General features: G+C 61.8%; 17 protein-coding genes and 5 tRNA genes. 21 read left to right on the forward strand and 1 reads right to left on the reverse strand.

The annotated features are described in order from the left end of the window. Positions 1-74: 74 nt before the first annotated feature. From rpoE to ABWW33_RS18010, 19 genes are all read left to right on the forward strand, one after another. Positions 75-677, forward strand: a complete 603-nt coding sequence (gene rpoE / locus ABWW33_RS17920; RefSeq protein WP_176651605.1) for an RNA polymerase sigma factor RpoE — start codon at positions 75-77, stop codon at positions 675-677. A gap of 87 nt (positions 678-764) precedes the next feature. Further along, the gene (locus ABWW33_RS17925) at positions 765-1,100 is read left to right on the forward strand and encodes a sigma-E factor negative regulatory protein (protein WP_353403071.1); all 336 of its coding nucleotides are present in this window, start codon (positions 765-767) and stop codon (positions 1,098-1,100) included. Positions 1,101-1,312: 212 nt separating this feature from the next. Continuing rightward, a complete protein-coding gene (locus tag ABWW33_RS17930) occupies positions 1,313-2,767 on the forward strand; it encodes a Do family serine endopeptidase (protein ID WP_353403207.1) in 1,455 nt (484 codons plus the stop codon). Between the two features lie 111 nt (positions 2,768-2,878). Then, complete coding sequence (locus ABWW33_RS17935) at positions 2,879-3,121, forward strand: glutaredoxin family protein (RefSeq protein WP_353403072.1); 243 nt, start codon at positions 2,879-2,881, stop codon at positions 3,119-3,121. 200 nt (positions 3,122-3,321) lie between these two features. Continuing rightward, positions 3,322-5,115 (forward strand): translation elongation factor 4, encoded by a 1,794-nt coding sequence (lepA, locus tag ABWW33_RS17940; RefSeq protein ID WP_176651602.1) that lies wholly within the window; start codon positions 3,322-3,324, stop codon positions 5,113-5,115. Beyond that, positions 5,112-6,029 (forward strand): signal peptidase I, encoded by a 918-nt coding sequence (lepB, locus tag ABWW33_RS17945; protein ID WP_176651601.1) that lies wholly within the window; start codon positions 5,112-5,114, stop codon positions 6,027-6,029. The genes lepA and lepB overlap by 4 nt, the downstream gene beginning before the upstream one ends. Positions 6,030-6,053: 24 nt before the next feature. Further along, complete coding sequence (locus ABWW33_RS17950; protein WP_176652118.1) at positions 6,054-6,440, forward strand: DUF4845 domain-containing protein; 387 nt, start codon at positions 6,054-6,056, stop codon at positions 6,438-6,440. A 50-nt stretch (positions 6,441-6,490) separates the two neighbouring features. Then, complete coding sequence (gene rnc, locus ABWW33_RS17955; RefSeq protein ID WP_413448666.1) at positions 6,491-7,288, forward strand: ribonuclease III; 798 nt, start codon at positions 6,491-6,493, stop codon at positions 7,286-7,288. Between the two features lie 11 nt (positions 7,289-7,299). Then, entirely contained in the window at positions 7,300-8,202 is a 903-nt protein-coding gene (era, locus tag ABWW33_RS17960) for a GTPase Era (protein WP_176651599.1), read from the forward strand. Positions 8,203-8,211: 9 nt separating this feature from the next. Continuing rightward, entirely contained in the window at positions 8,212-9,051 is an 840-nt protein-coding gene (gene recO / locus ABWW33_RS17965; protein ID WP_353403073.1) for a DNA repair protein RecO, read from the forward strand. A gap of 45 nt (positions 9,052-9,096) precedes the next feature. Beyond that, positions 9,097-9,858 carry a pyridoxine 5'-phosphate synthase gene (gene pdxJ / locus ABWW33_RS17970; protein ID WP_353403074.1) on the forward strand — a complete coding sequence of 254 codons (762 nt, stop codon included), beginning with the start codon at positions 9,097-9,099 and terminating at the stop codon, positions 9,856-9,858. After that, on the forward strand, positions 9,855-10,250 hold the full coding sequence (gene acpS, locus ABWW33_RS17975) for a holo-ACP synthase (protein ID WP_353403075.1): 396 nt from the start codon (positions 9,855-9,857) through the stop codon (positions 10,248-10,250). Before pdxJ ends, acpS begins: the two co-directional genes overlap by 4 nt. 21 nt (positions 10,251-10,271) lie before the next feature. Beyond that, complete coding sequence (gene uvrC / locus ABWW33_RS17980) at positions 10,272-12,134, forward strand: excinuclease ABC subunit UvrC (protein ID WP_176651595.1); 1,863 nt, start codon at positions 10,272-10,274, stop codon at positions 12,132-12,134. Between the two features lie 93 nt (positions 12,135-12,227). Next, positions 12,228-12,809 carry a CDP-diacylglycerol--glycerol-3-phosphate 3-phosphatidyltransferase gene (gene pgsA, locus ABWW33_RS17985; RefSeq protein ID WP_176651594.1) on the forward strand — a complete coding sequence of 194 codons (582 nt, stop codon included), beginning with the start codon at positions 12,228-12,230 and terminating at the stop codon, positions 12,807-12,809. Positions 12,810-12,916: 107 nt separating this feature from the next. Then, positions 12,917-12,992, forward strand: a tRNA-Gly gene (locus ABWW33_RS17990). Positions 12,993-13,057: 65 nt separating this feature from the next. Continuing rightward, positions 13,058-13,133, forward strand: a tRNA-Gly gene (locus tag ABWW33_RS17995). Between the two features lie 44 nt (positions 13,134-13,177). Next, positions 13,178-13,253 (forward strand) — tRNA-Gly (locus ABWW33_RS18000). 54 nt (positions 13,254-13,307) lie between these two features. After that, positions 13,308-13,381, forward strand: a tRNA-Cys gene (locus ABWW33_RS18005). A gap of 17 nt (positions 13,382-13,398) precedes the next feature. Then, positions 13,399-13,474 (forward strand) — tRNA-Gly (locus ABWW33_RS18010). 250 nt (positions 13,475-13,724) lie between these two features. Here the strand turns inward: ABWW33_RS18010 and ABWW33_RS18015 are convergent. Further along, positions 13,725-14,630: a LysR family transcriptional regulator gene (locus tag ABWW33_RS18015; protein ID WP_353403076.1), complete on the reverse strand. Its 906-nt coding sequence runs from the start codon at positions 14,628-14,630 to the stop codon at positions 13,725-13,727. Positions 14,631-14,754: 124 nt separating this feature from the next. Between ABWW33_RS18015 and ABWW33_RS18020 the strand changes: the two genes are divergently transcribed. Together ABWW33_RS18020 and ABWW33_RS18025 are read left to right on the forward strand one after the other, a co-directional pair. Beyond that, the gene (locus ABWW33_RS18020; protein ID WP_353403077.1) at positions 14,755-15,177 is read left to right on the forward strand and encodes a DoxX family protein; all 423 of its coding nucleotides are present in this window, start codon (positions 14,755-14,757) and stop codon (positions 15,175-15,177) included. Between the two features lie 93 nt (positions 15,178-15,270). Beyond that, positions 15,271-16,143 (forward strand): NmrA family NAD(P)-binding protein, encoded by an 873-nt coding sequence (locus ABWW33_RS18025; protein ID WP_353403078.1) that lies wholly within the window; start codon positions 15,271-15,273, stop codon positions 16,141-16,143. The last annotated feature ends 154 nt before the right edge of the window (positions 16,144-16,297 follow it).

The following is a 16,297-nucleotide window of genomic DNA, read 5'->3' on the forward strand; positions in this document are numbered from 1 at the left end:
TCTTGCAGCGAGCTAACTCTATAGCATATGGCTATAAGTATCGGCTACGCTGCAGGCCATCGAGGAATGCAGGAGTGACGACAGAACGTGAGTGTGACCAGGTACTGGTCGACCGGGTCCGTGCCGGTGACAAGCAGGCGTTCGACATGCTGGTGGCGAAATACCAACGCCGCCTGATGCGTCTGCTGTCGCGTATAGTGCACGATCCGGTCGAAGCCGAGGATGTGGTGCAGGAGACTTTTATCAAGGCGTATCGCGCGTTGCGGCATTTCCGCGGCGACTCCGCCTTTTATACCTGGCTGTATCGTATCGGCATCAATACCGCCAAGAATTTTCTGGCGACGCAGGGGAGGCGTACGCCTACGTCGACCGAAGCCGACGCCGAACATGCTGAAGCATTTACCGATGGCGAGCATTTGCGCGACATCAACACGCCGGAATCCATGCTGGCGAGCAAGCAGATCGCCCAAACCGTCAATGCGGCGATGGATGCCTTGCCCGTGGATTTGCGTACCGCGATCGCCTTGCGCGAGATCGAGGGGCTGAGCTATGAGGAAATTTCCGACATCATGGCCTGTCCCATCGGCACCGTGCGCAGCCGCATTTTTCGCGCCCGCGAAGTCATCGCTGAAAAACTGAAACCCTTGCTGGATATGCCGATTGACAAGCGCTGGTAAGGATGGAATGATGGCAATTGTCATTGGTTTTTGGCAATGCGCGTGCAAACGGCGCAGCGGATTTGTTTTGACATGGCGGGAAACGCGATGGATACCCAGAAAAGACTGCACGAAAACATCTCGGCGCTGGCCGATGGTGAGCTGCCGGACGGCGAGCGCGAACTGGCGATGGCCGCGCTCGGCACTGCGGAAGGGCAGGCCGCGTGGAATGCTTACCATCTGATCGGAGACGTGCTGCGCGACCAGGCCAGCGGCGCGCTCAGCAACGGCTTCAGCGCCAGCCTGGCGACCCGCCTCGCGGCTGAAGCCCCCCTGACGCCATCGCCTGCGCCCGCCGGGCGCGCCGCTGCCGACTCCTCCGCCGACTCCGCCGCGCCGCCGGCGGGCCAGTCCAAGTCTCGGGCGGACGTCATTTTGCCCTGAACCGCATACTCTTATAAAATCTTTGAGCGCGCTTTACGGCGACTTTTCGCTTACCATACGCTAGCCTCGCGTCGTGCGACCCCGCCGAGGGGCCTTTGCGTTCCGGAACTTTACAAAGATTGATACTTTCCATGAAAAATAATATCTCCGTTGGTGGTAAAACTCCTTGTAGTAAAACCCTGTTGGCGCTGCTGGTCGGCGCAAGCGTATGGATGTCGCCCGCCGTGCTCGGCCTGGCTGCCGCCACGGCCGCCGCGCCGGTGACCGGCGCCGTCATCGGCCTGCCCGACTTTGCCGACCTGGTCGACCGCGTCGGTCCGGCCGTGGTCAATATCCGCACCACCGAACGTCTGAAGCTGGGCGGCCGCAACGGCGCCGAGGGCCAGCCGGGCGACGAGGAAATGCAGGAATTCCTGCGCCGCTTCTTTGGCGGCGCGCTGCCGCAACCGGGCGTCCCGGGCGGCAAGGGCGCGCCGCGCGGCCGCCGCCAGGCGCCGTCCGACGAGCCGGTGCAGCGCGGCGTCGGTTCCGGCTTCATCCTGTCGGCCGACGGCTATGTGATGACCAATGCCCACGTGGTCGACGGCGCCGACGAGGTGTTCGTCACGCTGACCGACAAGCGCGAATTCAAGGCCAAGGTGCTGGGCGCCGATGCGCGCACCGACGTCGCCGTGCTGAAGATCGAGGGCGACAAGCTGCCGTTCCTGGTCATGGGCGATTCGGACAAGATCCGCGTCGGCGAATGGGTGATCGCGATCGGCTCGCCGTTCAACCTGGAAAACACGGTCACCGCCGGCATCATCTCGGCCAAGCAGCGCGACACCGGCGACTACCTGGCGCTGATCCAGAGCGACGTCGCGGTCAACCCGGGCAACTCGGGCGGCCCGCTGATCAATATGCGCGGCGAAGTCATCGGCATCAACTCGCAGATCGCCACGCTGTCCGGCGGCTACAACGGCATTTCCTTCGCGGTGCCGATCGACGAGGCGATCCGCGTATCGGAGCAGCTGAAGAAGAGCGGCAAGGTCACGCGCGGCCGCATCGGCGTGCAGATCGGCGAAGTCAGCAAGGAAGTGGCGGAATCGCTGGGCTTGAAGAGCGCGCAGGGCGCGGAAGTGTCGCTGGTGGAGCCGGGCGGTCCCGCCGACAAGGCCGGCATCAAGGCGGGCGACATCATCCTGAAGTTCAACGGCGTGCCGGTGAACCGCTCGTCCGACCTGCCGCGCCTGGTGGGCGGCACCGCGCTGGCCAGCAAGGCCATCGTGACGGTGTGGCGCAAGGGTCAGCAGCTGGACCTGCCGGTGACCGTGGCCGAGCTGGAGGCGGAAAAGACCGCCAAGGCGGGCAAGGGCAAGGGTGGCAAGGCCGAGCCGGAGGCAACGGTCAAGGCCAATGCGCTGGGCTTGAAGGTCAGCGACCTGACGGCCGAGCAGAAGAAGGAGCTGGGCGTCGACGGCGGCGTGATGGTGGACTCGGCCGAGGGCGTGGCCGGCCGCGCCGGCGTGGCCGAGGGCGACGTGCTGCTGCAGGTGAACAACATCGAGATCAAGGACGCCAAGCAGTTCAACGCGGCCGTGGCCAAGCTCGATCCGAAGAAGGCCTCGGTGCTGCTGGTGCGCCGCGGCGAGGTGACGCAGTACATCTCGGTTCGCCCGAGCGTTAAGTAAGGTCGCCGGCCTCGCGCCGTCATCCCCGCGCAGGCGGGGATCCATGCTGAGCATATTCAGCATGGACTCCCGCCTGCGCGGGAGTGACGGTGGAGGTGGCGCTGGTTAATCATGCATTTCACCCTCTATTCCCGCAGCTACTGCCACCTGTGCCAGGACATGCTGGACGCGCTGATGCGCCTGCAGAGCCCGGAACGCCCGATCACCGTCGATGTCATCGACGTCGATGGGGACGACGCGCTGGTGGCCCGTTTCGACGAGCTGGTGCCCGTGCTGTACGCCGACCTGGCCGCTCCGGAACTGTGCCACTACTTCCTGGACGAGGCCAAAGTCCTGGAAGTGCTCAACAAATAAGCGCCCCGAGGGCGAAAATGCATTTCACGTTGCATAAGTCGGCCTTTCCCCTCTGAAATCCGGTAAAATGCGGGGTTAGCTGTCATCAAGGCGCTCGCCAGGGCATTACCGCCCCGCACGGAGCGCTTTTTTTGTATTGCGCAAGGTATCGTGTACCGGTCGCGCCCTGTCGTTTCAAACCCGTTTTTGAATATTTGTTAATGAACAACATACGCAATTTTTCCATCATCGCCCACATCGACCACGGCAAATCGACCCTGGCGGACCGCATTATTCAATTGTGCGGCGGTTTGTCCGAACGCGAGATGGAGTCGCAAGTGCTCGATTCGATGGATCTGGAGCGCGAACGCGGCATCACGATCAAGGCGCAAACGGCCGCCCTGCAATACAAGGCCCGCGACGGCCAGATGTACAACCTGAATCTGATCGACACGCCCGGCCACGTCGACTTCTCGTATGAAGTGTCGCGCTCGCTGTCGGCCTGCGAAGGCGCGCTGCTGGTGGTCGACGCCTCGCAAGGCGTGGAAGCCCAGACCGTGGCCAACTGCTACACCGCGCTCGACCTGGGCGTGGAAGTGGTGCCGGTGCTGAACAAGATCGACCTGCCGAACGCCGACCCGCCGACCGCCATTGCCGAGATCGAAGACGTGATCGGCATCGAAGCGGGCGACGCCGTGCACTGCTCGGCCAAGACCGGCCTGGGCGTCGAAGACGTGCTGGAATCGATCATCGCCAAGGTGCCGCCGCCTAAGGGCGACCCGGACGCGCCGCTGCAGGCGCTGATCGTCGACTCGTGGTACGACGCCTACGTCGGCGTGGTCATGCTGGTGCGCGTGATGAACGGCACGCTGAAGCCGAAGGACAAGATCAAGCTGATGGCCACCGACTCGCTGCAGCTGGTGGAAGACGTCGGCATCTTCGCGCCGCGCTCGGTCTCGCTGCCGCAGCTGTCGGCCGGCCAGGTGGGCTTCATCATCGCCGGCATCAAGGAATTGAAGGCCGCCAAGGTGGGCGACACCGTCACCCTGGCCAACCGTCCGGCGGCGGCGCCGCTGCCGGGCTTCAAGGAAGTGCAGCCGCAGGTGTTCGCCGGCCTGTTCCCGGTCGAGGCCAACCAGTACGACGCGCTGCGCGACTCGCTGGAAAAACTCAAGCTGAACGACGCCGCGCTGATGTACGAGCCGGAAGTGTCGCAGGCGCTGGGCTTCGGCTTCCGCTGCGGCTTCCTCGGCCTGCTGCACATGGAAATCGTCCAGGAGCGCCTGGAGCGCGAATTCGACATGGACCTGATCACCACGGCGCCGACCGTGGTGTACGAAGTGGTCATGCGCGACAACAGCATCGTCAAGGTCGACAATCCGTCGAAGATGCCGGAGCCGACCAAGATCAACGAGATCCGCGAGCCCATCGTCACCGTCAACCTGTACATGCCGCAAGAGTACGTCGGCTCGGTGATCACGCTGTGCATCGGCAAGCGCGGCGTGCAGATGGACATGGCCTACCACGGCCGCCAGGTCAAGCTGGTGTACGAAATGCCGATGGGCGAGATCGTGCTGGACTTCTTCGACAAGCTCAAGTCGACTTCGCGCGGCTACGCCTCGATGGACTACGAGTTCAAGGAATACCGCGCCTCCGACGTGGTCAAGGTGGACATGCTGATCAACGGCGAGAAGGTCGATGCGCTGGCCATCATCGTGCACCGCTCCAACAGCGCGTATCGCGGCCGCCAGGTGGCGGCCAAGATGCGCGAGCTGATCCCGCGCCAGATGTTCGACGTGGCGATCCAGGCCGCCATCGGCGTCAACGTGATCTCGCGTGAAAACGTCAAGGCGCTGCGCAAGAACGTGCTGGCCAAGTGCTACGGCGGCGACATCAGCCGCAAGAAGAAACTGCTGGAGAAGCAGAAGGCCGGTAAAAAACGCATGAAGCAAGTGGGCTCGGTGGAGATTCCACAAGAAGCATTCCTGGCAATCTTACAAGTGGACGACAAATGAACCTGCAAGTGATCTTGGGTAATTTTGCTTTAATTCTGTTCGTACTGATGGTGATCACCGGGGTGATCTGGTTCCTCGATGTGTTCTACCTGGCCAAGCAGCGCCGTGCCGCCGCCGACCGCGCGCTGGCCGACTACGACGCCCGCAACGCCAAGCTGACCGCCGACGGCATCAAGGTCGACAACGCCGGCAACCGCGCGGCGATCGAGGCCAACCTGCTGCGCCAGCCGACCTGGATCGAATACTCGGGCAGCTTCTTCCCGGTGATCGCGCTGGTGTTCTTCCTGCGCTCGTTCCTGTACGAGCCGTTCAAGATCCCGTCGTCGTCGATGGTGCCGACCCTGCTGGTGGGCGACCTGATCCTGGTGAACAAGTTCACCTACGGCATCCGCCTGCCGGTGATCAACCAGAAGATCGTGCAGATCAACGATCCGCAGCGCGGCGACGTGATGGTGTTCAAATATCCGCTGGATATGACCCAGGATTACATCAAGCGCGTCATCGGCGTGCCGGGTGATAAAATCACGTATGAAAACAAGCGCTTAACGGTCAACGGCGTGGAAGTGAAGTACACTCCACTGGACGATTACCTGGACGACGAGCATCTTGTTTATAACAAGCAATTCACGGAAAACCTGACCGGCGTCAACCACCGCATCCTCAACAACGAGGCGGCGCCCACGCTGAGCCTGGATGGCGTGAAGAAGTTCCCGCACAGCGAAAACTGCACCTACAAGTACGAAGGCTTTACCTGCGTAGTTCCGCAAGGCAACTACTTCATGATGGGCGATAATCGCGACAACAGCGCGGACAGCCGCTACTGGGGCTTCGTGCCGGACAAAAATATTGTTGGAAAAGCATTTTTCGTGTGGATGAACCTGGGTAACCTGCGCCGCATCGGCAGCATCCATTAATCCGCGGTGAAAGGGCATATGATGATGCAAGCAGGCTTGAAGCGGCAGAACGGCATTTCCCTGGTCGGACTGATCATCGTGCTGGCGGCGCTGGGTTTCATCGGCGTGCTGGCCCTGAAGATCGTGCCGACCTACACCGAGTACCGGGCGATCCAGAACGCCATCGTCACCGCCAAGGCCACCGGCGGCTCGGTGATCGAGATCCAGAAATCGTTCGACGCCAGCGCCACCACCGGTTACATCAGCTCGATCACCAGCCGCGACCTGATCATCGGCAAGGAAAACGGCGAGATGGAAATCAGCTTCGCCTACGAAAAGAAAATCCCGCTGGTCGGACCGGCCAGCCTGCTGCTGGAGTACCAGGGCACGACGTCGAAAACCGCCGCCGCCCCCGCCAAGACCGATCAATAAGACACTAGTCAGCTAAAACAGAACCGAACAGAACAATGAATCTTCAGTTATTGCAAAACCGTTTAGGCTACACGTTCCAGGATGCTGGCCTGCTGCAGCAGGCCTTGACGCACCGTAGCCACAGCAGTTTGCATAACGAACGACTCGAATTCCTGGGCGATTCGATCCTGAACTGCGTGGTGGCCTCGATCCTGTACGAGCGCTACGTGGCGATCGACGAGGGCGACCTGTCGCGCCTGCGCGCCAACCTGGTCAAGCAGCAGTCGCTGTATGAAATCGCCCAGAAGCTGGAGCTGTCGCAGTTCCTGCGGCTCGGGGAAGGGGAGTTGAAATCGGGCGGCTTCCGCCGTCCCTCGATCCTGGCCGACACGCTTGAGGCGCTGTTAGGCGCCATTTTTTTGGATGGCGGCTTCAACCCCGCGCGCGACGTGATCCGCGCCTTCTACATCCCCATCCTGGACACGGTCGATCCGCAAACGCTGGGCAAGGACGCCAAGACGCTGCTGCAGGAATTCCTGCAAAGTAAGAAGATTTCGCTGCCGCTGTACAATGTGGTGGCCACCCACGGCGCCGCGCACAGCCAGGAATTCGAAATCGAATGCCTGGTGCCCAAGCTGGGCATCCAGGTCTACGGACGCGGCGGCAGCCGTCGCGCCGGCGAACAGGCCGCCGCCAAGCTGGCGCTGGAAGTGGCCGAACAAGCGTTGCTGAAGACTCCGGCCGCCGGCCGCAAGACCAAGCCGCGCGCCGCCCAGCTCAAGCTGGCCGGCATCGCCACCGTGCAGACGAACGAGGCGCCGGTTGATCCCAAGCCGTCGCCACCGCCTGCCAAAGCAGCAAACAAGTAAAGAGAAATAAAATGAATACCGAAACGACCTCCGCCAACTTCCGTTGTGGCTATATCGCCATCGTGGGCCGCCCGAACGTGGGCAAATCGACCCTGATGAATACGCTCATCGGCGCCAAGGTCAGCATCACCTCGCGCAAGGCGCAAACCACGCGCCACCGCATCACCGGCATCCAGACCCATGACGATGCCCAGTTCATCTACGTCGACACGCCGGGCTTCCAGACCCGCCACGCGAATGCGCTGAACAAGACGCTGAACAAGACCGTCACCAACACCTTGATCTCGTCGGACCTGATCCTGTACGTGATCGAGGCGGGCACCTTCGGCCCGGCCGACCAGCAGGTGCTGGACCTGCTGCCGACCGAAGTGCCGGTGGTGCTGGTCATCAACAAGGCCGACCGGGTCAAGGACAAGGCGGTGCTGCTGCCGTTCGCCCAGCAGGTCGCGGCCAAGTTCAACTTCGCCGCCATCGTGCCGGTGTCGGCCAAGCTGCGCTTCCAGCTGGACGGCCTGGAAAAAGAGATCAAGAAATTCCTGCCGGAGAACCAGCCCATCTTCGGACCGGACGACATCACCGACCGCAGCGAGAAATTCCTGGCCTCCGAGATCGTGCGCGAAAAACTGTTCCGCTTTGTCGGCGACGAGCTGCCTTACACCAGCACCGTGCTGATCGAGCAGTTCGAGCAGGAGGGCGACCTGCGCCGCGTGTTCGCCGCCATCCTGGTCGAGCGCGACACGCACAAGTCCATGATCATCGGTAACAAGGGCGCGCGCCTGAAGGAAGTGTCCACGCAGGCGCGGCTGGACATGGAAAAGCTGTTCGGCGGCCCCGTGTACCTGGAAATCTGGGTCAAGGTCAAATCCGGCTGGGCCGACAACGAAGCGGGTCTGCGCGCCTACGGCTACGAATAAAGAGAGGCGATGTCCACCACCACGCTAGACGCCGACATCGCAGCGGCACCCGCACCAGTCGCGGAGCGTGAGGTGGTGCCCGCCGCGGCGGCTCCCGCCCCCAAGCGCCCGCGCGCGCCGCCGCGCGAGCGCACCTTCGGCACCAAGGTGGCCGGCCAGCCCGCCTTCGTGCTGCACAGCTATCCCTACAAAGAAACCAGCCTCATCATCGACCTGTTCACGCGCGACTTCGGCCGCGTGGCCTTGATCGCCAAGGGCGCCAAGCGCCCGCATTCGCAGCTGCGCGGCGTGCTGCAAACCTTCCAGCCGCTGTCCTCCAGCTGGGTCGGCAAATCCGAACTGCGCACCTTGACCGACGCCGAATGGGTGGGTGGCATGCTGCCGCTGGAGAAAACCGCGCTGCTGTGCGGCTTCTACCTGAACGAATTGCTGGTCAAGCTGCTGGCCCGCGACGACGCGCACCCGGCCCTGTTCGACCACTACGTCGCCACGCTGAACCAGCTTGCGCACAACGAGCCGGCGCCCATCGTCTTGAGAAAATTCGAACGAGCCCTACTTAAGGAGACAGGCGTCTCCGCCGACCTGACCCGCTGCACCGAAACCCGCCGCGCCGTGCAGGCCGACGTGGTCTACGTGGTGGACCCGGAACGCGGCCCGCGCCCCGAGCGCGCGTCCGATCCCTGGCCCCGCGTGGCCGGCAAGACCTTGCTCGATATGGAGCGCGAAGACTACCAGGACAGCGCCACACAATCGCAAAGCAAGCAGCTGATGCGCTTCCTGCTGGCGCACCACCTGGGCGGCGCGCCGCTGAACACCCGGCAGATCCTGATCGATCTCAGTCAACTATGAATTCAGCTTTAAATACAGTTATAACGACATAAACGGTATAAAACAATGAGCTTCCTGCAACCAAGCGGCACCATCATCGACCTCGGCGTGAACATCGACCACGTCGCCACCCTGCGCAACGCGCGCGGCACCAGCTATCCCGACCCGATCCGCGCCGCGCTGCTGGCCGAGCAGGCCGGCGCCGACTGCATCACGCTGCATCTGCGCGAAGACCGCCGCCACATCAAGGACGCCGACGTCGTCGCGCTGGCGCCGCGGCTGCTGACGCGCATGAACCTGGAAGCGGCCGTCACCCAGGAGATGATCGACTTCGCCTGCAAGATCCGGCCGGCCGACGTCTGCCTGGTCCCGGAGAAGCGCACCGAAGTCACCACCGAAGGCGGCCTCGATGTGGTCACCCATTTCAACGCCGTGCAGGCCGCCGTCAAGCAGCTGCAGGCCGAAGGCATCCGCGTCAGCCTGTTCATCGACGCCGATGAAAAGCAGATGGACGCCACCGCCGCCATCGGCGCGCCGGTGATCGAGCTGCACACCGGCCGCTACGCCGACACCGAGGGCGCCGAGCAGGCCGCCGAACTGGAACGCATCCATCGCGGCGTGCTGTATGGCGTGGCGAAGGGTCTGAAGGTCAACGCCGGCCACGGCCTGCACTACACCAACGTGCAGGCGATCGCCGCGATCCCGGAGATCGCCGAGCTCAATATCGGCCACGCCATCGTCGCCCACTCGGTGTTCGTCGGCTGGGAGAACGCCGTGCGCGAGATGAAGGCCATCATGGTGTCGACCCGCCTGGGCGCGCGGAAATGATCTACGGCATAGGCACCGACATCTGCAAGATTCCCCGCATCGAGGAAGCGCTGGCGCGCCACGGCGACCGCTTCGCGAAAAAGATACTGGGCCCGCAGGAGATGGAAAAGTATTTGGCGCGCAAGGCCAAGAACCCGGTGCGCGGCATCCGCTTCGTGGCCACGCGCTTCGCCGCCAAGGAGGCGTTTGCCAAGGCCATCGGCCTGGGCATCCGCATGCCGATGACCTGGCCGGCCGCGCAGATGCTCAATCACCCCAGCGGCAAGCCGATGATCGTCTGCAGCGGGGTGCTGAAGGAATTCATGGAAAAGAATAAGCTGACGACACAGGTGACGGTCAGCGACGAGGAGGAATACGCCGTCGCTTTCGTCATCGTGGAACAGCAACAATAAGCAGGCCAACTGAGACAAGCAATGAGCGAAGTGGAAACAAGCGCGCCCGATCCGCGCGAACAAGTGCTGGCCACCGTGGCCAAGCTGCCCAACCTGCCGGGCGTGTACCGCTATTTCGACGCCGAGGACAAGGTGCTCTACGTCGGCAAGGCGCGCGACCTGAAGAAGCGCGTGTCCAGCTACTTCCAGAAAAACCTCAGCAGCCCGCGCATCGCCATGATGGTCGAGCGCATCGCCAGGCTGGAAACCACCGTCACCCACAGCGAAGCCGAAGCGCTGATCCTCGAGAACAACCTGATCAAGGCGCTCAGCCCGCGCTTCAACATCCTGTTCCGCGACGACAAATCGTATCCCTACCTGAAGATCACCGGCGGCGACGCGCCGCGCATGGTCTACTACCGGGGCGCGGTCGACAAGAAGAACCAGTATTTCGGACCGTTCCCCAGCTCGTGGGCGGTCAAGGAATCGATGCAGATCCTGCAGAAGGTGTTCCTGATCCGCACCTGCGAGGACAGCGTCTATTCGAACCGCACGCGCCCCTGCCTGCTGCACCAGATCGGCCGCTGCAGCGGGCCCTGCGTCGATTTGATCAGCAAGGAAGACTACAAGGTCGACGTTGAAAACGCCGCCCGCTTCCTGCGCGGACGCCAGAGCGAAGTGATGGAAGACCTGGAAAGGAAAATGCACGCCTACGCCGCCGAGCTCAAATTCGAGCAGGCCGCCGCGGTGCGCAACCAGATCCAGTCGCTGTCGCGCGTGCTGCACCAGCAAAGCATGGAGACCACCGGCGACGCCGACGTCGACATCATCGCCGTGCTGGTGCAGGGGGGCCGCGCCTGCGTCAACCTGGCCATGGTGCGCGGCGGCCGCCACCTGGGCGACCGCGCCTACTTCCCCAACCACATCGGCGACGCCGCCGCCATCGCCGAGGAACCGATCGAGGTCGAGGTGCTGGCCGCCTTCCTGGTCCAGCACTACACCGAGAAATTCATCCCCGGCACGCTGATCCTGAATATCGAATTCGACCACCCGGCGCTGATGCAGGCCTTGCAGGAGCAGTGCGGCCACCGCATCAACCTGATCTTCCAGCCGCAGGACCAGCGCCGTAAATGGCTGGAACTGGCGCAGAAGGGCGCCGAGATCTCGCTGGCGCGGCTGCTGCAGGAGCAGGGCTCGCAGCAGTCGCGCACGCGCGCGCTGGTCGAGGCGCTGCAGCTGGAGCCGGAAGACATCGACGCCTTGCGCGTGGAGTGCTTCGACATCTCGCACACGCAGGGCGAGGCCACGCAGGCCTCGTGCGTGGTGTTCCATCACCACCAGATGCAGAACGGCGAATACCGCCGCTACAACATCAACGACATCACGCCCGGCGACGATTACGCGGCGATGCGCCAGGTGCTGATGCGCCGCTACGAAAAGGTGGCCAACGGCGACGGCGTCATGCCGGACGTGGTGCTGATCGACGGCGGCAAGGGCCAGATCGAAATGGCGCGCCAGGTGTTCGCCGAGCTGGGGCTGGACATCAGCCTGATCGTCGGCGTGGCCAAGGGGGAAGGGCGCCGCGTGGGCCTGGAGACCTTGATGTTCGTCGACGGCCGGGCCTCGCAGGAACTGGGCAAGGAATCGGCGGCGCTGATGCTGGTGGCGCAGATCCGCGACGAGGCGCACCGTTTCGCCATCACCGGCATGCGCGCCAAGCGCGCCAAGACGCGCCAGACCTCGCGCCTGGAAGAGATCGAGGGCATAGGCGCCAAGCGCCGCCAGCGCCTGCTGGCGCGTTTTGGCGGCCTGCGCGGCGTGGTCGACGCCAGCATCGAGGACTTGAAGCAGGTCGAAGGCATCTCCAGCGCCTTGGCCGAGGAAATTTACAAACAGCTCCATTGAGTGTTCGGCAACAGTGCGCTGGTTTAATGTGCTGCGGCAAGGTAGACTAGCGGCGCATTACAAATTTTCACGGCTGCACTAATTTCCGAGCTTATGCCTTTCAATATACCGATACTGTTGACCTGGTTGCGCGTTGCGCTGATTCCGCTGGTGGTAGGCGTTTACTACCTGCCCACCACCGTCCTGCCCGTGGCGGATCAAAACCTGGCGGCCACGCTGGTGTTCATCGTCGCCGCGATCACCGACTGGTTCGACGGTTTCCTGGCCCGGCGCTGGAACCAGACCTCGGCCTTCGGCGCCTTCCTCGACCCGGTGGCCGACAAGCTGATGGTGGCCGGCGCCTTGCTGGTGCTGGTGCAGCTGGACCGCGCCAACGCCGTGCTGTCGTTCATCATCATCGGCCGCGAGATCGCCATTTCGGCGCTGCGCGAATGGATGGCGCAGATCGGCGCCTCCAAGTCGGTGGCGGTCAGCTCGCTGGGCAAGATCAAGACCACGGCGCAGATGACGGCGATCCCGCTGCTGTTGTTCCACGACGTGCTGTGGGGCGCCATCGACACCCAGTTCTGGGGCTCGCGCCTGCTGGAAGTGGCGGCCGTGCTGACGGTCTGGTCGATGTTCTACTACCTGCGCCTGGCGTGGCCGCTGATCAAGGAAAAATCCGGCCAGCTCTAATCGCGGGTCAAAACTAAATAAACAATATTTTTTATTCGACAAAGTTTTTGCCATTGACAGCCTGCTCAGATCCTCTATAATGCTGGCCTGTTGTTGATGACGGCGACGCGGGAGTAGCTCAGTTGGTAGAGCGCAACCTTGCCAAGGTTGAGGTCGAGAGTTCGAGACTCTTCTCCCGCTCCAGGTAATCGATAACAACGTAGTACTGGCAATAACAGCAGCTAGCTGCTATGATGTCGGACTCCAATGCGGGAGTAGCTCAGTTGGTAGAGCGCAACCTTGCCAAGGTTGAGGTCGAGAGTTCGAGACTCTTCTCCCGCTCCAGTTCCCCGGAACTCGGCTGGCGTAGTATAAAATGTAACTCCTATGCGGGAGTAGCTCAGTTGGTAGAGCGCAACCTTGCCAAGGTTGAGGTCGAGAGTTCGAGACTCTTCTCCCGCTCCAGAATTTCGGATGGCAGCGCATAACCCGCTGTTATCTTGGTCAACAGTTTCCTCTGGCGAGGTAGCAAAGCGGTTATGCAGCGGCCTGCAAAGCCGTCTAGGTCGGTTCGACTCCGATCCTCGCCTCCAGACAATTTGAACTCCACGCGGGAGTAGCTCAGTTGGTAGAGCGCAACCTTGCCAAGGTTGAGGTCGAGAGTTCGAGACTCTTCTCCCGCTCCAGTATGTAGAAGGGCAGCCGATGTGGCTGCCCTTTTTGCGTTTGCGGCGGCGGTGGATGGCGAGCGGAGGCTTCTTGGACCGTTTGCGCCCGAGGTTGTGGGAAAACGTCCGTGCAACCGCATGCGTTGGCCATGGACGCCAAAGTGACGACATACTGGTTGATGCGGCTAGTCTTGCTGCCTTTTCGTATGCTTGGTGGTGGCGGGACGTCCCTTGCCGCAGATGACGCAAGGGCGAGCGGTTCGTTTCGCTATTCCAGATAGGGTGCGAGCACGTTTTCGATCCATTTCATGAATGCGCGGACTCGGCGCGACAAGTTGCGCCGATGCGCTACGACCAGGGAGACGTCGAGCGGCTTGTGCTGAAAATCTGGTAGAAGCTCTATCAATGATCCACTCTCGAAGTACCGGCCGATCGCCAACAGTGGTGCCTGAATCAGGCCAAGGCCGGCGATGCCGGCTGCTTCGTAGGACTGCACGCTGTTGACGTGCAGCGTACCCCGCAACTGAAGCCTTGCATAGCCGTCGCCGTGCGGGTACTCCCACCCATAAGGTTTCGCGCCGAGCGTCCTCGCGAAATGAATTGCCCGATGCTCCTGGAGCTGCAGATCTTCTAGTGATCGAGGAACGCCGTGGCGCGCCAGGTAGGCAGGACTGGCGGCGTTGACCATGCGTAACTTGCCCAGCGGGCGGGCAATCAGTGTCTCGTCCCCGATAGGACCAAGTCGCAATACACAGTCAAACCCCTCTTGAACCAGATCAACTTGGCGATCCGTGCTCGATACCTCCAGCTCCAACTCGGGATAGGCCTCCATGAAGGTCGGCAAGGCCGGCACGATAGTAGTGCGCGCCAGTTCACTCGGCAGATCAACGCGTAAGCGCCCGCGAAGCGCAACTCGATCGCTTGCGAACATTGAGTGCAGATCATCGACTTCAGCAAGCAGATCGCGTGCACGTGCATGAAATACCCGTCCGTCTTCTGTCAACTGCACGCTACGCGTCGTCCGGTGCAGAAGCCTGACACCGATATCTTCCTCCAGCTTTCGGACCGCCGTCGAGGCTCGTCCCTTTTGAATGCCCAGACTATCGGCTGCGTGGGTGAAGCTCCCCATTTCCGCTACCGTTATGAAAATGAGGATGGGTTCGAGATTTTGCATTTCGTACCTCGGTAGGGCATTGATCAGTATAAAGAGAACAGTGAGTTCATTTCATCGGCGTTTATCACGCCTGAGGGACACAGTATGCTCCGAATATTGAGATTCCCCATCGGAGAAATGACAAATGGCTGAAACTATGAACCTACATCGGGCGCCTGAAACCTTGACTTTGCATCGCGCCCGTTGGGCCGGCAGGATAATGAGCGCGGTTGTCGTTATCGCTCTGTTGGCAGACGCCACTATCCAGCTTTTCGCGCCGGCGCGGATCGCGAGTATGTTGCAGGAAACCGGGTTCGCGATGAACTCAACCCACGTCGTGGGTCCGATCATACTTGCTTGCGCCATCCTTTACGCCATCCCGGCCACCGCCGTCCTCGGCTCAATCCTATTGACTGGCTTTTTGGGCGGTGCTATCTGCGCCCACGTCCGCATTGGTGAGTTGGGGTCACCGCCGGAAATCATTTCCCTACTTCTGGGCGCGATGGCATGGGGTGGCCTCTACGCGCGCGATCCCCGTATCCGGGCCATTCTGCCGCTCCGAGGTTGAATCAACAGGGACGATGTTCTGTCCTTCAGAAGAAAACGCATTTTTTTTAGCAACCGGGGCAGTGCTCTGCCTCTTCAATATCAGGAGAAACGCATGTTTTTAGTAATGGGAATCACGGGAAAAGTAGGCGGCGCAACAGCGGAACATCTGTTGGCGCAAGGAAAAGAAGTACGCGCACTGGTCCGCGATCGCGAGAAAGCATCAGGCTGGGCGAGCCGGGGCGTGGAACTGGTTGAGGGTAATTGGAATGATTCGGCAGCCACCGAGCAGGCGCTCAAAGGCGTCGAAGGCGCGTTTGTCATGTTGCCGGCGGTCTGGGCTCCCTCGCCCGATTACAACGAGGCCAAGGGCGTGATTGCGAGCTATGTCGAGGCGCTCACTAAGGCCACGCCGCCAAGGGTGGTAGCGCTTTCGTCGATGGGTGCGAACAGGATCAGTGGACTTGGGATGATCACGGCCTTGGCGCTTCTGGAGCAAGGTTTTCGCGACCTGACTTCACCAATCGCATTTGTGCGCGCCGGTGGATTCTATGAGAATTTCCTCTACGGTTTGCAGGTCGCCCAAGGCGGAACGCTACCGGTCTACTACAATCCGACAAACCGAAAATCGACCATGGTTGCGACGAACGATATCGGCGCGGAGGTCGCCAACCTTTTGACCGGGCCGGTGTGGTCAGGGCAGCGCGTCGTCGAGCTCGGTTCGATGGTCAGCGCAGATGAAGTGGCGGAGCAATTGGGGGAAGTCCTGAATCTTGATGTGAAAGCCTTTGCAGTCCCGCGTGTGGGATGGGCGGAAGCTTTCGAGCAATTTGGCATTCCGAAGGGGCGCACCGGACCTGCTGAAGAAATGTTCGAGGCCGTCAATGCAGGATGGATGGAACTCGGCGTCGAGGGTACGGAGCACGTAGCGGGCACAACGTCCGCACGTGACGTCTTCGCGGCGGCCCAGAAAGCCAAGACGGCTTGAACCACGATGTGGAAGGCGGGACGCCGTCAGACCGAGGCAATGGCTTTTCCCTTTCGGAGCGGGGACGACCTTGTGTTGATAACTCAGTCTTTTCAGTACCTCGAAGCCGACGCGCTCATCGCCCAGGCAGGCTGGTCATCTGAGGGCGGAGGCG

Source organism: Duganella hordei, from assembly GCF_040369125.1.
GTDB lineage: Bacteria > Pseudomonadota > Gammaproteobacteria > Burkholderiales > Burkholderiaceae_D > Rugamonas > Rugamonas hordei.

Coding starts and splice junctions, on each gene's coding strand:
- ABWW33_RS17925 (WP_353403071.1), top strand. CDS start 765: ATGGATACCCAGAAAAGACTGCACGAAAACATCTCGGCGCTGGCCGAT.
- ABWW33_RS17930 (WP_353403207.1), top strand. CDS start 1,313: ATGTCGCCCGCCGTGCTCGGCCTGGCTGCCGCCACGGCCGCCGCGCCG.
- ABWW33_RS17935 (WP_353403072.1), top strand. CDS start 2,879: ATGCATTTCACCCTCTATTCCCGCAGCTACTGCCACCTGTGCCAGGAC.
- lepA (WP_176651602.1), top strand. CDS start 3,322: ATGAACAACATACGCAATTTTTCCATCATCGCCCACATCGACCACGGC.
- lepB (WP_176651601.1), top strand. CDS start 5,112: ATGAACCTGCAAGTGATCTTGGGTAATTTTGCTTTAATTCTGTTCGTA.
- ABWW33_RS17950 (WP_176652118.1), top strand. CDS start 6,054: ATGCAAGCAGGCTTGAAGCGGCAGAACGGCATTTCCCTGGTCGGACTG.
- era (WP_176651599.1), top strand. CDS start 7,300: ATGAATACCGAAACGACCTCCGCCAACTTCCGTTGTGGCTATATCGCC.
- recO (WP_353403073.1), top strand. CDS start 8,212: ATGTCCACCACCACGCTAGACGCCGACATCGCAGCGGCACCCGCACCA.
- pdxJ (WP_353403074.1), top strand. CDS start 9,097: ATGAGCTTCCTGCAACCAAGCGGCACCATCATCGACCTCGGCGTGAAC.
- acpS (WP_353403075.1), top strand. CDS start 9,855: ATGATCTACGGCATAGGCACCGACATCTGCAAGATTCCCCGCATCGAG.
- uvrC (WP_176651595.1), top strand. CDS start 10,272: ATGAGCGAAGTGGAAACAAGCGCGCCCGATCCGCGCGAACAAGTGCTG.
- pgsA (WP_176651594.1), top strand. CDS start 12,228: ATGCCTTTCAATATACCGATACTGTTGACCTGGTTGCGCGTTGCGCTG.
- ABWW33_RS18015 (WP_353403076.1), bottom strand. CDS start 14,630: ATGCAAAATCTCGAACCCATCCTCATTTTCATAACGGTAGCGGAAATG.
- ABWW33_RS18020 (WP_353403077.1), top strand. CDS start 14,755: ATGGCTGAAACTATGAACCTACATCGGGCGCCTGAAACCTTGACTTTG.
- ABWW33_RS18025 (WP_353403078.1), top strand. CDS start 15,271: ATGTTTTTAGTAATGGGAATCACGGGAAAAGTAGGCGGCGCAACAGCG.